This is a genomic window from Pseudomonas asiatica, assembly GCF_040214835.1.
In the GTDB taxonomy this organism is placed as follows: Bacteria; Pseudomonadota; Gammaproteobacteria; order Pseudomonadales; family Pseudomonadaceae; genus Aquipseudomonas; species Aquipseudomonas putida_Z.
In genome coordinates, this window is the sequence record NZ_CP157874.1 from 3,102,093 (window position 1) to 3,118,249 (window position 16,157).

General features: G+C 65.3%; 18 protein-coding genes, 1 pseudogene and 1 riboswitch. Of the genes and pseudogenes, 11 read left to right on the plus strand and 8 right to left on the minus strand.

Going from position 1 to position 16,157, the window contains the following annotated elements:
- The first annotated feature begins 75 nt into the window (after positions 1-75).
- The 3 genes from alkB to ABNP31_RS13950 all read left to right on the plus strand — a co-directional run bounded on the left by alkB (position 76) and on the right by ABNP31_RS13950 (position 1,891).
- On the plus strand, positions 76-723 hold the full coding sequence (alkB, locus tag ABNP31_RS13940; protein WP_350012403.1) for a DNA oxidative demethylase AlkB: 648 nt from the start codon (positions 76-78) through the stop codon (positions 721-723).
- Positions 724-892: 169 nt separating this feature from the next.
- The gene (locus ABNP31_RS13945) at positions 893-1,180 is read left to right on the plus strand and encodes a hypothetical protein (protein ID WP_075045331.1); all 288 of its coding nucleotides are present in this window, start codon (positions 893-895) and stop codon (positions 1,178-1,180) included.
- Positions 1,181-1,276: 96 nt separating this feature from the next.
- Positions 1,277-1,891: a Yip1 family protein gene (locus ABNP31_RS13950; protein ID WP_085615526.1), complete on the plus strand. Its 615-nt coding sequence runs from the start codon at positions 1,277-1,279 to the stop codon at positions 1,889-1,891.
- Between the two features lie 19 nt (positions 1,892-1,910).
- Here ABNP31_RS13950 and ABNP31_RS13955 read toward each other — a convergent pair whose 3' ends face one another.
- From ABNP31_RS13955 to ABNP31_RS13975, 5 genes are all read right to left on the minus strand, one after another.
- Complete coding sequence (locus ABNP31_RS13955; protein ID WP_025339297.1) at positions 1,911-2,171, minus strand: DUF1652 domain-containing protein; 261 nt, start codon at positions 2,169-2,171, stop codon at positions 1,911-1,913.
- A 184-nt stretch (positions 2,172-2,355) separates the two neighbouring features.
- Positions 2,356-3,285 carry a DNA-3-methyladenine glycosylase family protein gene (locus tag ABNP31_RS13960; RefSeq protein ID WP_085664758.1) on the minus strand — a complete coding sequence of 310 codons (930 nt, stop codon included), beginning with the start codon at positions 3,283-3,285 and terminating at the stop codon, positions 2,356-2,358.
- 179 nt (positions 3,286-3,464) lie between these two features.
- Positions 3,465-4,352, minus strand: coding sequence for a pirin family protein (locus ABNP31_RS13965; RefSeq protein WP_350012404.1), 888 nt, complete (start codon positions 4,350-4,352; stop codon positions 3,465-3,467).
- 96 nt (positions 4,353-4,448) lie between these two features.
- Positions 4,449-5,321 (minus strand): alpha/beta fold hydrolase, encoded by an 873-nt coding sequence (locus ABNP31_RS13970; protein WP_085615520.1) that lies wholly within the window; start codon positions 5,319-5,321, stop codon positions 4,449-4,451.
- 21 nt (positions 5,322-5,342) lie between these two features.
- Positions 5,343-5,972 carry a LysE family translocator gene (locus ABNP31_RS13975; protein WP_025339302.1) on the minus strand — a complete coding sequence of 210 codons (630 nt, stop codon included), beginning with the start codon at positions 5,970-5,972 and terminating at the stop codon, positions 5,343-5,345.
- Between the two features lie 125 nt (positions 5,973-6,097).
- On the opposite strand from ABNP31_RS13975, the gene ABNP31_RS13980 reads away from it, so the two are divergent.
- The 8 genes from ABNP31_RS13980 to ABNP31_RS14015 all read left to right on the plus strand — a co-directional run bounded on the left by ABNP31_RS13980 (position 6,098) and on the right by ABNP31_RS14015 (position 13,576).
- Positions 6,098-6,577 (plus strand): GNAT family N-acetyltransferase, encoded by a 480-nt coding sequence (locus ABNP31_RS13980; protein WP_085664755.1) that lies wholly within the window; start codon positions 6,098-6,100, stop codon positions 6,575-6,577.
- Between the two features lie 189 nt (positions 6,578-6,766).
- Positions 6,767-6,990: riboswitch (cobalamin riboswitch) on the plus strand.
- Positions 6,991-7,083: 93 nt separating this feature from the next.
- Complete coding sequence (locus ABNP31_RS13985) at positions 7,084-7,272, plus strand: CbtB domain-containing protein (protein ID WP_025339304.1); 189 nt, start codon at positions 7,084-7,086, stop codon at positions 7,270-7,272.
- Positions 7,273-7,281: 9 nt separating this feature from the next.
- Positions 7,282-7,968 carry a CbtA family protein gene (locus ABNP31_RS13990; RefSeq protein WP_075045338.1) on the plus strand — a complete coding sequence of 229 codons (687 nt, stop codon included), beginning with the start codon at positions 7,282-7,284 and terminating at the stop codon, positions 7,966-7,968.
- Positions 7,968-8,354, plus strand: a complete 387-nt coding sequence (locus ABNP31_RS13995; protein ID WP_085664753.1) for a cobalamin biosynthesis protein — start codon at positions 7,968-7,970, stop codon at positions 8,352-8,354. The genes ABNP31_RS13990 and ABNP31_RS13995 overlap by 1 nt, the downstream gene beginning before the upstream one ends.
- A gap of 31 nt (positions 8,355-8,385) precedes the next feature.
- Positions 8,386-9,138 carry a precorrin-4 C(11)-methyltransferase gene (cobM, locus tag ABNP31_RS14000; RefSeq protein WP_238066389.1) on the plus strand — a complete coding sequence of 251 codons (753 nt, stop codon included), beginning with the start codon at positions 8,386-8,388 and terminating at the stop codon, positions 9,136-9,138.
- Positions 9,139-9,204: 66 nt separating this feature from the next.
- On the plus strand, positions 9,205-9,447 hold the full coding sequence (locus ABNP31_RS14005) for a DUF1272 domain-containing protein (protein WP_085615510.1): 243 nt from the start codon (positions 9,205-9,207) through the stop codon (positions 9,445-9,447).
- Between the two features lie 231 nt (positions 9,448-9,678).
- On the plus strand, positions 9,679-10,293 hold the full coding sequence (locus ABNP31_RS14010) for a response regulator transcription factor (protein ID WP_085588546.1): 615 nt from the start codon (positions 9,679-9,681) through the stop codon (positions 10,291-10,293).
- A gap of 13 nt (positions 10,294-10,306) precedes the next feature.
- Positions 10,307-13,576: a transporter substrate-binding domain-containing protein gene (locus ABNP31_RS14015; protein WP_238067629.1), complete on the plus strand. Its 3,270-nt coding sequence runs from the start codon at positions 10,307-10,309 to the stop codon at positions 13,574-13,576.
- Here ABNP31_RS14015 and ABNP31_RS26220 read toward each other — a convergent pair.
- From ABNP31_RS26220 to ABNP31_RS14025, 3 genes and pseudogenes are all read right to left on the minus strand, one after another.
- Positions 13,551-14,123: a methyl-accepting chemotaxis protein gene (locus ABNP31_RS26220; protein ID WP_238067630.1), complete on the minus strand. Its 573-nt coding sequence runs from the start codon at positions 14,121-14,123 to the stop codon at positions 13,551-13,553. The two genes, ABNP31_RS14015 and ABNP31_RS26220, sit on opposite strands and share 26 nt — an antisense overlap.
- Before the next feature lie 12 nt (positions 14,124-14,135).
- Positions 14,136-14,906, minus strand: a pseudogene (locus ABNP31_RS26225) (PAS domain-containing protein); the annotation flags it as partial.
- 102 nt (positions 14,907-15,008) lie between these two features.
- On the minus strand, positions 15,009-16,028 hold the full coding sequence (locus tag ABNP31_RS14025; RefSeq protein ID WP_025339312.1) for a LacI family DNA-binding transcriptional regulator: 1,020 nt from the start codon (positions 16,026-16,028) through the stop codon (positions 15,009-15,011).
- Between the last annotated feature and the right edge of the window lie 129 nt (positions 16,029-16,157).

The following is a 16,157-nucleotide window of genomic DNA, read 5'->3' on the forward strand; positions in this document are numbered from 1 at the left end:
GCGGGCATGCCCGCGAATAGGCCAAGCCTGCCAAGCGCATTACAATGGTCCCCAACCAAGCCGATACCCAATCCCATGATCCAGTCCGACCTCAACCTGTTCGGCCACCAGCCGCAACGCCTGGCCAGCCACACCGTGCTGCTGCCCGGCTTCGCCCTGGCCGAGATCGAGCCTCTGCTCGATGCCCTGCGCCCGGTGCTGCGTGCCGCGCCGTTCCGGCACATGCACACCCCGGGCGGCCTGCGCATGGCGGTAGGGTTGACCAACTGCGGCACGCTGGGTTGGGTCAGTGACGAACACGGCTACCGCTACAGCCATTGCGACCCGCTCAGCGGCAAACCCTGGCCCGCCCTGCCCCCCGTGTTGCTCGAGCTGGCCAACCGCGCCGCGGCCATGGCCGGGTTCGACGGCTTCGTGCCGGATGCCTGCCTGGTCAACCATTACCTGCCGGGCACCCGCCTGAGCCTGCACCAGGACCGCGACGAGCAGGACTTCGGCCAACCGATCGTGTCGGTGTCGCTGGGCTTGCCGGCGGTGTTCCTGTTCGGTGGCCTGCAGCGCGCCGACAAGACCCAGCGCATCCCACTGAGCCACGGCGATGTGCTGGTCTGGGGTGGAGAGGACCGCTTGCGCTTTCACGGCGTGCTCCCGATCAAGCCCGGCGTGCATCCGCGCCTGGGTGAACGGCGGATAAACCTGACCCTGCGCAAGGCCGGTGGCTGAATCGGAGCGACGGCCTGTCACCCGGCGCAAACAGGATGAACGCGCATGAAACACGTTGAACATCTTGGCCAGGCAAGCTTCAAACGATATGCCATGCCCTCTTCAGCCTGGAGCCCGCCATGCCCTGCCAGCCCTGTTCCCCGACCCCTCACAGCGGAGCCGCGCGCCCATGAAAATGCCCTGCCGCGCGCCCAATTCCTCACTGCAACTCGATTACGTACGCGACACCCTGTTCGGCCCGGTGGCACAAAGCGTGGAATGCCAGTGCCAACTCGCCGCCCTCAACCTGCAAGGCCGCCCGGGCCTGCGCCTGCACATCTGCCCGCCGCTGCCCGACAAGGTCGACCGTGCCCACAGCGTGGCCTTCGTCTGGGACGGGCGCAGCTACCACGGTGTGGTCCGCGACCAGGGCAAGTGCGGTGATGGCGGCCTCAACCTGCTGCTGGAACTGCTGTAAGACGATCAACGGCGATCAACCCGGCTGAACCCAGCGGGCGCGTCACGTCTCCATAGCAAAAGGGCCCATGTCTGCCGGAGAACGCGGAGAACGCCAATGAACAGTCCGTTGCTCAAGCTCTTCACTCACCCCGCCGACGCCTGGCTGGATATTCGCCGGGCCGAGGAAGACCACCCGCAGCAGTATCTGCCGCGCCTGCTGGCCCTGGCGTTGATCCCCGCGGTGTGCCTGTTCTTCGGCACCACCACCTTCGGCTGGAGCCTGGCGGCCGAGGAGCGGGTGCGCCTGAGCATGGCCAGCGCCGCGCAACTGGCGGGCCTGCTCTATGCCACCACGGTCGTCGGGGTGATGTTGATGGGCACGATGATCCGCTGGATGTCGCGCGGTTTCGATGCGCAGCCCAGCCTCAACCAGTGCATCGGCTTTGCCGCCTACTGCGCCACGCCATGGTTCTTTGCCGGGGTGGTTGGCCTGCTGCCGATCCGCTGGCTCGCGCTGGCTGCGCTGCTGGCAGCCTCGGCCTATGCCAGTGTGTTGCTGTATGGCGGGTTGCAGACCTTCCTGCGCCTGAAGAAGGAACAGGCCATGCTGTTCGCTACCTGCGTGTGGGGCGTGGGGTTGCTGCTGCTGGTGACCATCCTGGTGGCGATGATCCTGTTCTGGTTCAACGGCCTGATGCCGGAATATGTGCGCCCGGCCAGCCTGGGCTGACCGGGGCGCGGCAGGCGCCTCAGGCGATCGCCTTGAGTGGCGCCGGGTGGCTGTCACGCAGCGCGTGCAGCTGCCCCACCAGGTTGACCAGGTCGCGGCAACTGTTGAGGCTATGCAGGGGGACCCCGCTCAGGGTCACGCCCTCGTCGAGACTCTGGCCCTGACCCAGGCGGATGGTCAGGTTGGCGCCGTCCGTGCAGCTGACTTCGCAACGGTCGGGCAGGCAGGCCTGCTCGATCATCTGCCGCATTTCTAGCATCGAAACTCCTATCAACGACATGGTACGACCCTCTCTTTGGGATGGCCTGTTGTGTGAGTACGCCTTTGTCGGGCGAGGCGCCAATTGATATTGCGCATGCCGGAGCAGGCGTCCATGCGCCTGGGCAATGATCATGCGGGGAATCCTCTAGCACCTTAGTGGAAGATCGCCTGCGCAGTTCGAGTGTTCGAACGCGATGGCAGACTTAGCGACGAGCGGTGCCGGCAGGCCCCAGCGATGCCCACAGATGCTGCGCCGCATAGGCTCGCCACGGTCGCCAGGCCAAAGCTCGTTGCGCCAGTTGGGCGTCGTCGCCTTCGAGCAGGCGCAACGCCTTGACCAGCGCCACGTCGCCCAGCGGCAAGGCATCGGCCGCGCCGGCCTGGCGCAACGCCAGGTAGTGCGCGCTCCAGGGGCCGATCCCCTTGAGTTGGCACAGGTTGCGCAGCAGTTCATCCAGCACTTGCCCGCGGCGTAGCAGCCCGGGCTCGGCCAGCAAGGCGCTGGCCAGCGTGCCCAGGGTGGCGGCGCGCGCCCGCGGCATGCCCATACCGTCGAACTGCGCAGCCGCCAATACCGGCAGCGCCGGAAACACGTGGCTCAGGCCCGGTGCGGGCCAGCGCAAGGGCACGCCGTGGCGTTGCACCAGGCGGCCGGCCAGGGTCATGGCCCCGGCCACACTGACCTGCTGGCCCAGCACAGTGCGCATGGCCTGCTCGCAGGCGTCCCAGCCTTGTGGCACGCGCAGGCCCGGGCGCTCCTGTAGCAGGCGGGCCATCAGCGGATCGCGGGACAGTTCTGCATTGATGCGCGCGGGGTCGGCATCAAGGTCGAAGACCCGCCTCAGCCTGGCGGTCAGGCCGGGTAGCGCGTGGGCCGGGACGCCTTCAAGGCGGACCCGCAGGTACTGGCTGCCCGAAGGTGTGGCGTGCAAGACGGCGTGGCGGCCGGCAATTACCAGAGTACGGCGGTAGGTGCCGTCGAGGCAGGTCTCGATGCCGGGGATGCAGCGGGCAGCGAGGAAGGCCAGCGTCGAGGGCCAGTGGTAAGGGGCGCGGTAGCGCAGCCACAAGGTGTGGTGGCCGGGGGTGGGCAATGATCGGCGCACGGCGTGCAAGGGGGTGAGCTTGGGCATGGGGTGATCATGCCAGTAATGCCAATGGTTTCAATCCGGACGTGGCTTTTGAGTGCTGGGGGCGCTTTGCGCCCCTATCGCGACACAAGGCCGCTCCTACAGGGGATCGTGCTTCCCTGTAGGAGCGGCCCTGTGTCGCGATAGGGCTGCAACGCAGCCCCAGCTTTTTCAGTCAAGGATCAATGCGCTGCACCGCCCCGTGCATCCTGCATCTGCCCGAACCGCCCGGCATGGAAGTCGTCGAACGACTCGGCAATTTCTGCCTGGCTGTTCATCACGAACGGGCCATAGCCCACGATCGGCTCGTCGATCGGTTCACCGCTGAGCAGCAGCAGGCTGGCACCTTCCAGCGCTTCGACGGCAACATCCTCACCGCCGCGGTCAAGCAGCACCAGGCTGGATGGGCCGGCTTCGCGCTCGCCGTTGATCCGCACATTGCCACGCAACACCACCAGCGCCGCATTGCGACCGGCGGCAACCGGCAGCTGCAAGGTTGCACCGGCATTCAGGCGCATGTCCCAGACATCCATGGCGGTAAAGGTTCGCGCCGGCCCCGAATGCCCACGATATTCACCTGCAATCACCCGCAGGCTGCCGCCCTCGCCGTCCAGCGCCACCACCGGGATGTCCTCGGCCAGCAGCGTCTGGTAGCCAGCCGCTGCGCGCTTGTCCCGTGCCGGCAGGTTGACCCACAGCTGTACCATCTCCAGCGTACCGCCAGTGCGGGCGAAGCCCGGGGAGTGGAACTCTTCATGGATGATGCCGTTGGCAGCAGTCATCCACTGCACGTCACCGGGGCCGATCAAGCCGCCAGCGCCGGTAGAGTCGCGGTGCTCCAGTTCGCCCTGGTAAACGATGGTCACGGTCTCGAAGCCGCGGTGCGGGTGCTGGCCAACGCCGCGCCGCGCACTGGTCGGGGTGAAGTCATGAGGGCCGGCATAGTCCAGCAGCAGGAACGGGCTGATCTTGCTGGCCAGGTTGTCGTAGGTGAACAGGCTGCGCACCGGGAAACCATCACCTACCCAGTGGGCGTGGGGGCTGCGGTGAATACCCAGAACCGTTTTCATGAGAAAGCTCCTCTCTTGGTTGAGATAACCTTATCAATGATGCCAATCAGGCGGTAGCAGGCCTGCTTGGCATTCATCGTTCCACCCATGGAACAGTCAGCCTTGCAAGAAACCGAGCACCTGTTCTGCAGCAATGACCGGGTCTTCCTGCATGAAGCAGTGCCCACCTGCAACTTGCCTGGCGGTCACCTGAGGGTTGAGCGCCGCCAGGCGGCTCACCGAATGGGGCACGAAGGGGTAGGTGTGCTCGCCGTACAGCACCCGCGTGGGCGTGCGGATCGCCGTCAGGCTTGCCCACATGCGCTTGGGGAAGGAACTGAAGATTTCCACTTCGCGGCTGGGCCGGCACTTGAGCACCACCGCTTCGCCACAGTCGCCGATGGCATGCTCGACGTAGGCCCGCAGCGCCGCATCGGTCCACCCCTTGAAGATACCCCGCCCATGCAGCGAAGCCAGGGCTGCCTCGCGGTCGGGCCAGTGGCTGCGACGGCTGGCGGCCTTGCGCGCCAAGGCGTGACGCTGATGCAAGCCGACCAGGGCCGCCACCCCCATAACACCCAGCATGCGCCGGCTGAACAGTACCGGGTCAAGCAGCACGGCACGGGTGAACAGCTGCGGTTCACTGGCCAGGATCAGGCCGGTGAGCACGCCACCGAAGCTGTGCCCGACGGCAAAGCGCGGTACGTCGCCATACTCGCCCCGCCCGGCTGCGAAAGCCTCCACCGCCAGCGCAGCGGTGCGGTTCCAGCCACGAAAAACCCCGCCATGGTCACTGTCACCATGGCCCTGGACATCGCTGAGCCACAGGTCGAAATGTTCGCCCAGGCGCATCAGCAATGGCTGGTAGGCAAGGCAGCAGAAGCCGTTGCCGTGCAGAAAATGCAGCAGCGGCTTGCCACTGGCCGGGGTTCGCCAGCCACGCAGGGTGAAGCCTTCGGCGCATTCGTGGGACCAGGGGATCAACTGCATCGGCTTGCTGTACTCGCGGGGTCAGGAAAACGCCGATTCTACAAACAGCAACGGGTACAGTGAAATCACCAGCAACAAGGCCATCAGGACATTGAACAGCATCAGCCAGCGCGGGTTCTGCAACAGGTTGCGCAGGGCGCTGCCGAACATCACCCACACCCCCACGCTGGGCAGGTTGACCAGGGCAAACAAGGCGGCAATGACAATGACGTTGGTCACATAGCCTTGCGCCGGCGTGTAGGTGGTGATTGCACCGACTGCCATCACCCAGGCCTTGGGGTTGACCCACTGGAATGCCGCCGCTCCCCAGAAGCCCAGCGGTTTGCGGGCACTGGACGAGGCTGTGCCGACCGGCCCGGAGGTGGCGATCTTCCAGGCGAGGTAAAGCAGGTAGGCGGCGCCGGTGTAGCGCAGTACCGTGTACAGCGGCGGCCAGGCCTTGAACACCTCGCCCAGGCCCAGGCCAACGGCCAGCACCATTACCATGAAACCGACGCTGATCCCCATGGCGTGCGGGATGGAGCGGCGCACACCGAAGTTGACGCCCGAGGCCAGCAGCATGGTGTTGTTGGGGCCAGGGGTGATGGAGGACACGAAGGCAAACAGCACGAAGGCGGTGAGCAGGTCGGCAGAGGCAAGCATGGCAGGCATTCCACATTCTTTATGGGTGGTGTCACACTAACGGAGTCGCCCTCCTCTGCGACCGATACAGTTTCACTAAATTGTGTAGATACACATCGCTGTACCGCTACCACCAGATCAAGGAAGCCGTCACCATGAGCCTTACCATTCGCCCTGCCGTTCGCGCCGATGCCGAGCAGATCCTGGCCTTCATCACCGAACTGGCCGAGTACGAACGCGCTCGCCACGAGGTGATCGCGAGCGTTGCCGATATCGAGCGCAGCCTTTTTGGCGAGGGCAGCACCGTGCACAGCCTGATTTGCGAGCGCGATGGCCGGGCAATCGGCTTTGCCGTGTATTTCTACAGCTACTCGACCTGGCTCGGGCGCAACGGCATCTACCTGGAAGACCTGTACATAACGCCCGAGCAGCGCGGCGACGGTGCCGGGCGGCAATTGCTGCAGCATATTGCCCGCGAAGCGGTGGCGAATGATTGCGGGCGGCTGGAATGGAGCGTGCTGGACTGGAACGAGCCCGCGATCGGCTTCTATCAGAAGCTGGGGGCCGAAGCGCAGGATGAGTGGGTGCGCTACCGGCTGGACGGGGAGAAGCTGGCGACGTTTGCCCGGGGCTGACCAGGTGGATGCTTACGGCATAGACCACTACAGGCCGAACCGGCTTGCATGAGGGCTTGAGTGCGCTTGCCTTGAACTTTCCAGCGCCTGTGAGATCGAGCGCCGCGCGGGCGGCGCTCGATCTCCCAGGCACTGCAAAACCAAAGCCCTACCATCAGGGCAATTGACGGCAGCCCCGCCCCATGGTCTCCTTATGCCTCGCGTTCAGGTGCCCCCGATGGGGGTGAAACGGGAAACCGGTGCGTCACAGGCCCTCAAGCAGGGCCGGACAAGGCCGGTGCTGCCCCCGCAACGGTAAGCGAGCGAAGCGTCTGTACCACTGTGCCCGGTCACCCGGCATGGGAAGGTGACGCCTTCCAGGAGCCTGGCTCCTCCTCGCAAGCCCGGAGACCGGCCTGGCGTTCATGAACACCCCGCGGTGGGCGGGCGCTGTTGCATTCCCCTGGGCTGCCACGCTCGGGGCTGCCGCGCTTGCCCGTTGCCCACAAAAAGCAGAGGAACGCGTCATGCCCGTCACCAGCGCCAAGCAACACAGCATCACCACCCCCGTCACCCTCAGCCAGCGTGTCGTCATCGCCGTCGGCGCCAGCCTGCTGGGCCTGTGCCTGGTGTACTTCGCCGGCTTCTCGCACATCGAAGCCGTGCACAACGCCGCCCACGACACCCGCCACAGCGCCGCCTTCCCCTGCCACTGAGTACGCCCGATGATCACACGCATTGCCCGTACCGCGGGCTTCAGCGGGTTGCTGGCGGCCTTGCTGCTGACCTTGCTGCAAAGCTTCTGGGTCGCCCCGCTGATCCTCGAGGCAGAAACCTACGAATCCTCGGCCCCGGTCGCCCAGCACGAGCATGCCGGCGAAGTGGCCGCCCATGAACACAGCGCCGAAGCCTGGTCGCCGGAAGACGGCTGGCAGCGGGTGCTGTCCACCACTGGCGGCAACCTGGTGGTCGCGGTCGGCTTCGCCCTGATCCTCACCGCCCTGTACAGCCTGCGCGAACCCAAGCGTGCCGGCACCGGCGCACTGTGGGGGCTGGCCGGCTTCGCCGTGTTCTGCCTGGCCCCGACCCTGGGCCTGCCGCCGGAACTGCCAGGTACTGCAGCCGCCGACCTGGGGCAACGCCAGGCCTGGTGGATCGGCACCGCCAGCGCCACCGCGCTGGGCCTTGCCCTGCTGGTATTCGCCCGCCACTGGTTGCTGAAGGCGCTGGGCGCCGTGCTGCTGGTCATTCCCCATGTGATCGGTGCGCCGCAACCCGAGGTGCACGAGAGCCTGGCCCCCGCCGCACTGGAAACCCAGTTCAAAGTGGCCTCCTGGCTGACCAACGCCGCCTTCTGGCTGGCCCTGGGCCTGCTCAGCGCCTGGCTGTTCCGGCGCTCCAGCCAGGCCTGATGCCTGCCTTTTACGCCGGCTTCGGCTGCCGCCGGGGTTGCCCGGCGGATACGCTGGAAACCTTGCTACGCCAGGCCCTGGCCAACCAGGGCCTGGCGTTGGCCGGCCTGCACGGTATCGCCAGCATCAGCCTGAAGGCCGACGAACCCGGCTTGCAGCAACTGGCCGAACGCCTCGGCGTGCCCTTGGTGTTGTACGATACCGCGCAATTGCAACCCTACGAACTCCAGCTCAGCCACCGCTCCGCCGCTGCCCATGCCCACTGCGGCTGCTGGGGCGTGGCGGAGAGCGCGGCTTTGGCCCTGGCCAGCGAGCGGCTCGGCACGGCCAGGTTGCTGCTGACGCGCCAGGTACTGGGCCCGGCTACCCTCGCCCTGGCCTGTTGAACGTTTCCCCTCTTTCCTGCAAGGACTTTCCATGACGGTCTACTTCATCGGCGCCGGCCCCGGCGACCCGGAACTGATCACAATCAAGGGCCAACGGCTGATCCGCCAGTGCCCGGTGATCATCTATGCCGGTTCGCTGGTGCCGGCCGCCGTGCTCGAGGGCCACCAGGCCGAGACCATGATCAATAGCGCCGAACTGCACCTGGAGCAGATCATTGCCGCCATGCGCAGTGCGCATGAGCAAGGCCTGGATGTGGCCCGGGTACACAGTGGCGACCCCAGCCTGTACGGCGCCATCGGCGAGCAGATCCGCCATCTGCAGGCGCTGGGCATCGATTACCAGATCATCCCCGGGGTCACCGCCACGGCGGCCAGCGCCGCCCTGCTCGGCTGCGAACTGACCCTGCCCCAGGTAGCGCAGACCGTTATCCTTACCCGCTATGGCGACAGTTCGCCGATGCCGCCCGGCGAGCAACTTGGCGACCTGGCGCGCCATGGCAGCACCCTGGCGATCCACCTGGGGGTCAAGCACCTGTCGCGAATCGTCGAAGAACTGCTGCCGCACTACGGCGCGCACTGCCCAGTGGCGGTGGTGCATCGCGCCACCTGGCCGGATCAGGACTGGGTGCGCGGCACCCTCGGCGATATCGTCGAACGCGTCGCGGCCAAGGGCTTCCGGCGCACGGCGCTGATCCTGGTGGGCCATGTGCTGGGCGACACACCGTTTGCCGAATCGGCCTTGTACCGCGCCGGGCATGCCCACCTCTATCGCCCTGGCGACTGAACATTGCCAGGTTCGCCACGGGCGTAGCAGACTCCGGTTTCCCGCCTGCAAACAGGAGTCATGCCCATGCTGGACCTACGCCCAAACTGCGAGTGCTGCGATACCGACCTGCCGGGTGACAGCCCCGATGCGCTGATCTGCTCCTTCGAATGCACCTTCTGCCGTACCTGCGCCGAAACCCGTTTCCAGGGCCGCTGCCCGAACTGCACCGGCCAGTTGGTGGCACGCCCGACACGGGTTGGCCAGGCGCTGGCCAACAACCCCGCCTCGACCCAGCGCGTGAGCAAAGTACACTCCGCCTGCGCATGATCTACTTCAAAACATTCAAAAAAACAGACATCGCCGCTTTGTCAGGGTGATGTCTTTCCCACTTTTTGTAGGACTTTTCAACAACTAGCCCGGGGACTTTCAACACTTCTATACTCGGCATTACCAAATTTCGGGAATGGTCGTATCGTGCAGCGCTTCCGATAACCCTACTTGCAGACGTATTCCTGAGTGATCCAGGAAGCGGACCACATCCTGACAGGAGTTTTCTTCATGACTACCGTGCTGATCGTCGACGACCACCCCATAGTGCGACTGTCCTTGAAAATGTTGCTCGAACGCGAGCGCTTCCAGGTCGTCGGCGAAGTCGGCGATGGCAGTGAAGTCACTCAGGTGGTCCGCACACTGCGCCCGAACGTGGTCATCCTTGACATCGGGCTTCCGGGCCTGGACGGCATGGAAGTCATCAAGCGCCTCCAAAGCCTGGAACCGGCCCCCAAGATCATGGTACTGACCGGCCAGGCCACCGACCTGTATGTACGGCGCTGCCTGGATGCCGGCATCGGAGCCTTCGTCACCAAGGACGAGGACCACGAGGCCTTGCTGTTCGCCCTGAAGGCCTTGGTCAAAGGCTACTCGACCTTCCCGCAGATGTCGGTCAACAGCAACTCGCTGGAAAGCGAGCCGGTGCGTCTGGCGAGCCTGTCCAACCGGGAAATGGAAGTGCTCAGGCGCCTGTCACGCGGCGAGAACAACAAGAATATCGGCACCTGCATGAACCTCAGTGCCAAGACCATCAGCACCTACCGGGGCCGCATCATGGAAAAGCTCAAGACCGAATCGCTGGTTGAGATGGTCGACCTGGCCAAGCGCAACAGCGTCTACTGAGCGCTTGGTGACAATGAAGCGCCTGCTGGCAAGCGCCCTTCTGGTCATCGGCCTGGCCAATTCCGGCGCGCTGCTGGCCAACAGCGAACCCCGCCAGTTGCTGGCGCGCTCGGTCAGCGCCGCCGCCCCGCTGGCGCTGTCCAGCGAAGAGCGGCAATGGCTCCAGCAACGCCAGCACCTGGTGCTTGGCAGCTCGCGGCCCGACTACCCACCGCTGGAAATCAATGTCAGCCAACGCGACTATGAAGGCCTCAGCGCCGATTACGCTGGCATCATCGCTGAACAGCTGGGCACCACCATCGAAGTACGACGCTACGACAGCCGCCACGAAGCCATCGCTGCGCTACGTGACGGCCGTATCGACCTGCTGGGCAGCTCCAACGCCTTCGAGGCAGCGGATGCCCAGCTCAGCCTCAGTGCGAGCTACGCCGACGACCTGCCGGTCATCGTCACCCGCGAGGGGCACAGCCTGAAGAACACCCCCGACCTCGCCGGCCTGCGCCTGGCCATGGTCGATCATTACCTGCCGGCCAGCAGCGTTCGCAGCCTGTACCCCAAGGCGCAACTGAGCCTGTATCGCTCGACGCTGAGCGGGCTGGCCGCCGTCGAACTGGGCGAGGCCGACGCCTACCTGGGCGATGCCATCAGTACCGACTTCGCGATTGGCAAGAGTTATCAGGGCACACTGAAGATCGACCACTTCTGCCAGGTTGCCCCCGGTGCGTTTGCCTTTGCCCTGGCCAATGACAACCCGCGCCTGCGCCAGTTGGTCGACAAGGCGCTGGCGCGCATCAGCGAAAGCGAACGCCTGAACATCCTGCGCCGCTGGAGCAGTGGCAACACCAGCCTGCTGCTGCAACGCCACCTCACCGCCCTTACCGCCGAAGAAGAAGCCTGGATCGCCGCCAACCCCAGCATCAGCGTGCTGGTCAACACATCGCTGGCACCACTGACCTTCAATGACGCCCAGCACCGCCCCAGCGGCATTACCCTCGACCTGCTCAAGCAAATCTCGCTGCGCACAGGGCTGCATTTCAAGCCGGTCGAAAGCCCGTCGGCGCAGGCAATGGTCGAGCGCCTGGCGCGCGGCGATGCGCAGATGATCGGCGCATTGGGCTATAGCGCAGACCGTTCGAAACAACTGCGCTATACCCGCCCCTACCTGGTCAGCCCGCGGGTGCTGGTCACCCGTGGCGACAATGCATTACCGGCGCAGGCCATGGCGCTGGATGGCCAGCGCATCGCCCTGGTGCGCGGCTCGCCGCAACGGGCCGTGCTGCAACAACGCTACCCGCAGGCCAGGATGGTCGAAGTGGACAACCCGCTAGGCCTGATGGAAGCCGTGGCCAACGGTGCCGCCGACGTCGCCTTGAGCAGCCATATCAATGCCGCCTACTACATCAGCCATGTGTTCAAGGACCGCCTGCGCATTGCCAGCGTGCTCGACGACGACCCGGCCATCGCCGCCTTCGCCGTGGCCGCCGACCAGCCGCAGTTGCAGGCAATCCTCGACAAGGCGCTGCTGAGCATTCCGCCCGAAGAGCTGGACCAGTTGATCAACCGCTGGCGCACCACCACCCTGGTCAGTGACAGCCCTTGGCGCGACTACCGCACCCTGGCCTTGCAGGTGCTCGTGCTGTCGGCCTTGCTGCTGGCCGGGGTGGTGTTCTGGAACAGCTACCTGCGCAAGCTGATCAACCAGCGCACCGAGGCCCAGCATGCCCTGCAAGCGCAGCTGGCGCTCAGCCGCGGCCTGCTCGAGCAGCTGCGCCAGGCCAAGGACGACGCCGAACAGGCCAGCCAGACCAAAAGTACCTTCCTGGCCACCATGAGCCATGAAATACGTACCCCGATGAATGCCGTGATCGGCCTGCTGGAGTTGGCCCTGGAAGACAGCCGCGGTGGCCGTTGCGACACCCAGACCTTGCAGACCGCCCACGATTCGGCCATCGGCCTGCTTGAGCTGATTGGCGATATTCTCGACATTTCCCGCATCGAATCCGGGCACATCACCCTGCAGCCGGTGCCCACCAACCTGGTCGAACTGGTACGCGCCACCGTACGGGTGTTCGAAGGCAATGCACGGGCCAAAGGCCTGCACTTGCACAGCGAGCTGCCCGCTGCGCCGGTCTGGGTACTGGCTGATCCGCTGCGCCTCAAGCAAGTCTTGTCCAACCTGATCAGCAACGCCATCAAGTTCACCGACCGCGGCGAAGTCCAGGCCAGCCTGCTGCTCTCGCCCGCCGACAATGACAGCCTGGCAGTGGAACTGAATGTGCGAGACACCGGTATCGGCATCGGCCCAGCCGACCAGGCCCGGCTGTTCAATGCCTTCGTCCAGGCCGATGGCCCCCGGGCACGCCAGGGTGCCGGCCTGGGGCTGGTCATCAGCCGCACCCTGGCCGAGTTGATGGGCGGCACCTTGAGCCTGCAGAGCGTCGAAGGCGTAGGTACCAAGGTGCAGGTCAGCGTGCGGCTGCCCGCGTGCGCAGCACCGGTACAGGTCGAACACAACGCCCCGGAGCTGGAAAGCAGCAGCGGCCCGCTGAACATACTGGTGGTCGACGACTACCCCGCCAACCTGCTGCTGCTGGAGCGGCAACTGCATACCCTGGGGCATCGGGTGACGCTGGCAGAGAACGGGGAAATCGCGCTGGCACGCTGGCAGGCAGCGCGCTTCGACCTGGTGATCACCGACTGCAGCATGCCGGTCATGGACGGCCACGAACTGACCCGCCGCATCCGCAGCCTCGAGGGCGAACGCGGCCTGGCGGCATGCCGCATTCTCGGCGTCACCGCCAACGCCCAGGCCGAGGAGCGTGCCCGCTGCCTGGCCAGCGGCATGGACGAATGCCTGTTCAAACCCATTGGCCTGCGTACGCTCAAGGCCCACCTGCCCCACGCTCACCCCCGGCAACAGCCGCCAGCGCGGCGCGCCAGCGGGTTCAACCTTGGCGAACTGCGGCACCTGACCCAGGACGACGAACAACTGACGCGGAATCTGCTGGAACAGCTGGCACAAAGCGTCAGCGAAGACCTTGCGACCTTGCGCGCACTGGCAGCCGATGCCCCCGGCGAGGCTGTGCGCGCCCTGGCTCACAGGATCAAGGGCGGGGCGAAGATGCTCAAGGTACGCACGCTGGTCCACGATTGCGAAGCCATCGAACAGGCCCACGGCCAAGGCCTGCCGACGGTTGACCTGCGCCTGCAATTGCAGGCCAGCCTGGAGACCCTGCTGGACGAGTTGGGCGATGCGCTCAATGCAATTGCAGCGTCGAACTGATCTGGCTGATGGCGTTTACCACGTGCCGTGAACCCTGCTGGATTTCCATGATCACCGTGCCGGCCTCATTGGCCAGCGCCACGCCATGATCGGTGCGTTTCAAGCTTGACTGCATGCTGGCCACGGCCAACAGCGACAGGTCGTGGTTCTGCCGCACCACGTCGACGATTTCCACGGTGGCCTTGCTGGTTCGCGCCGCCAGGTTGCGCACCTCGTCGGCCACCACGGCAAAACCGCGCCCGTGCTCGCCGGCGCGGGCCGCCTCGATGGCCGCGTTCAAAGCCAGCAAGTTGGTCTGGTCGGCAATACCACGGATGGTCAGCACGATCTGCCCGATCACATCCGACTGCTTGCTCACCGCATCGATGCTGCGGGCCGCGTCGTTGAGCTCATGGGAAATCTGCTCGATCACCTGTACCGCCTGCTGTACCACCTCGGTGCCCTTGCGCGCGCAGGCATCGGTCTGCACCGAACTGGCATGGGCAGCATCGGCGGCGCTTTGCTGGGTGCTGATCTGGCGGGTGATGTCGCTGGCGAACTTCACCACCTTGTACAAGCGGCCCTTGCTGTCGAAGATCGGGTTGTAGGACGCCTCCAGGTAGACCGTCCGGCCATGTTTGTCGACGCGCTCGAAACGGTGCGAATGGTATTCGCCGCGGTTGAGCGAAGCCCAGAACTCGCGGTACTCCGCCGATTCGCGCTCATGCGCCAGGCAGAACAGCCCGTGATGGCGGCCGACCACCTCGTCCAGGCGATAGCCCATGGTGTCGAGGAAGTTCTGGTTGGCCTTGATCACCCGGCCTTGCGGGGTGAATTCGATCACCGCCATGGAGCGGCTGATGGCCTTGAGCAGGCTTTCGCTCTCGTGCTCCTCCATCACCCGCTGGCTGATGTCGGATGCCACCTTGATCACGCTGGTGACCTGGCGCTGCTCGTCCAGTACCGGCATGTAGCTGGCTTCCAGCCAGACTTCGCGGCCGGCCTTGTCGATGCGCTCGAAGGTACCGCTGATGGCCTTGCCCTGCCCCAGTTCACGCCACAGTTGCTGGTATTCGGCGCTTTTCGCGTAGCCAGGGTCGCAGAACAGACGGTGGTGCTTGCCGCGCAACTCCTCGGCGCTGTAGCCCATGGCCTGGCAGAAGCGCTCATTGGCATCGAGGATCGTGCCGTCGGGGGTGAACTCGATCATTGCCATGGAGCGGCTGATCGCCGCCAGCTTGGCCTGCAAGCTGGCCAAGGCCTCATGACTGCGCTGGATCTCGACCAGATCGGACTTGCGGTGGAAATCGAACATGACGCCGGGCTCCTGTATGCGCGGTGTCCTGAGCATAGATCGCCGTTAGCGCCATGCAAGCACAGTGCTATCACCTTGTAATTAATGCATTCATAGTACGGAGCGCGCTTCTTGACCAGGATGGGCAAGCGTCCGGGCTCAGGAACTCTCCCGCACCATCAACTCGAAGCCCAGGTCCTGCTGCGCATTCGGCACCCGCTTGCCATCGAGCAACGCCAGCAGCGCCTGTGCAGCACCGCGCCCCACGGCGGCCCGAGGCGTGCGAATCGAGGTCAGCCGCGGCACCATGTGCGCCGAGGCCGGCAGGTCGTTGAAACCGACCATCGCCACCTGCCGCGGCACCTCCACCCCTTGGCGCAATGCCTGCAGCACCGCGCCCTGGGCCAGGTCGTCGTTGCAGAAGAAGATACCGTCGACATCCGGCGCCTGTTGCAGCAGCTGGCTGAACAACGCGCTGCCCAGGGCAATGGAAGAAGGCTCCGGCGCCAGCACTTCCAGCTCGGCCGCCTGCAAGCCGGCCTCGGCCAACGCCTGGCGGAACCCTTCGGCACGCTGCATCACCCGCGGGTCGAGCTGCGCGGCGATGAACGCCAGGCGCTTGCGCCCGCGCTCGATCAGGTGGCGGGCCGCGGCGCGCCCGGCCTGCTGCTGCGAGAAGCCGACCGACAACGCCCCTGCCTCGCCATTCAGTTCCATCATGTGCACACAGGGCACGCCACTGGCCGCCAGCATCTGCCGCGATGCCTCGCTGCGCTCGAAACCGGTCAGCAGCATGCCGCAGGGCTGGTAGGCCAGGTAGTTGCGGATGAGGTTCTCTTCTTCGGCAAGATCGTAGTGATAGTTGCCGATCAGCACCTCGAGCCCGCGCGGGCGCATGACCTCATGAATGGCTTCCAGCGTATCGATGAACAGCTGGTTGGACAGCGACGGGATCAACACCACCACCGACTGGCTGCGCGCCGACGCCAAGGCACGGGCCGCCGGGTTGGCCACGTAGCCAAGGCTCGCTGCGGCAGCAACGACCTTTTCCACCAGCTCCGGCGCAACCGTGCTGACCCCGCGCAGGGCGCGCGAGGCGGTAATCGGGGAAACCCCGGAAAGCCTGGCAACTTCTGCCAGGGTGGGACGACCTGTGGTACGGGAGCCGGTGCGGGACATGGATGTTGTAATTTTACTACTTGCAAGGAAAGGGAACGGCCACTAAGGTAGCGCTGTCTCAGGACGCAGGCAATGTAATCTTTGGTAGCAGCCACCGCGCGCTCGCCGCCAAGCGTCCATACTGCGTAA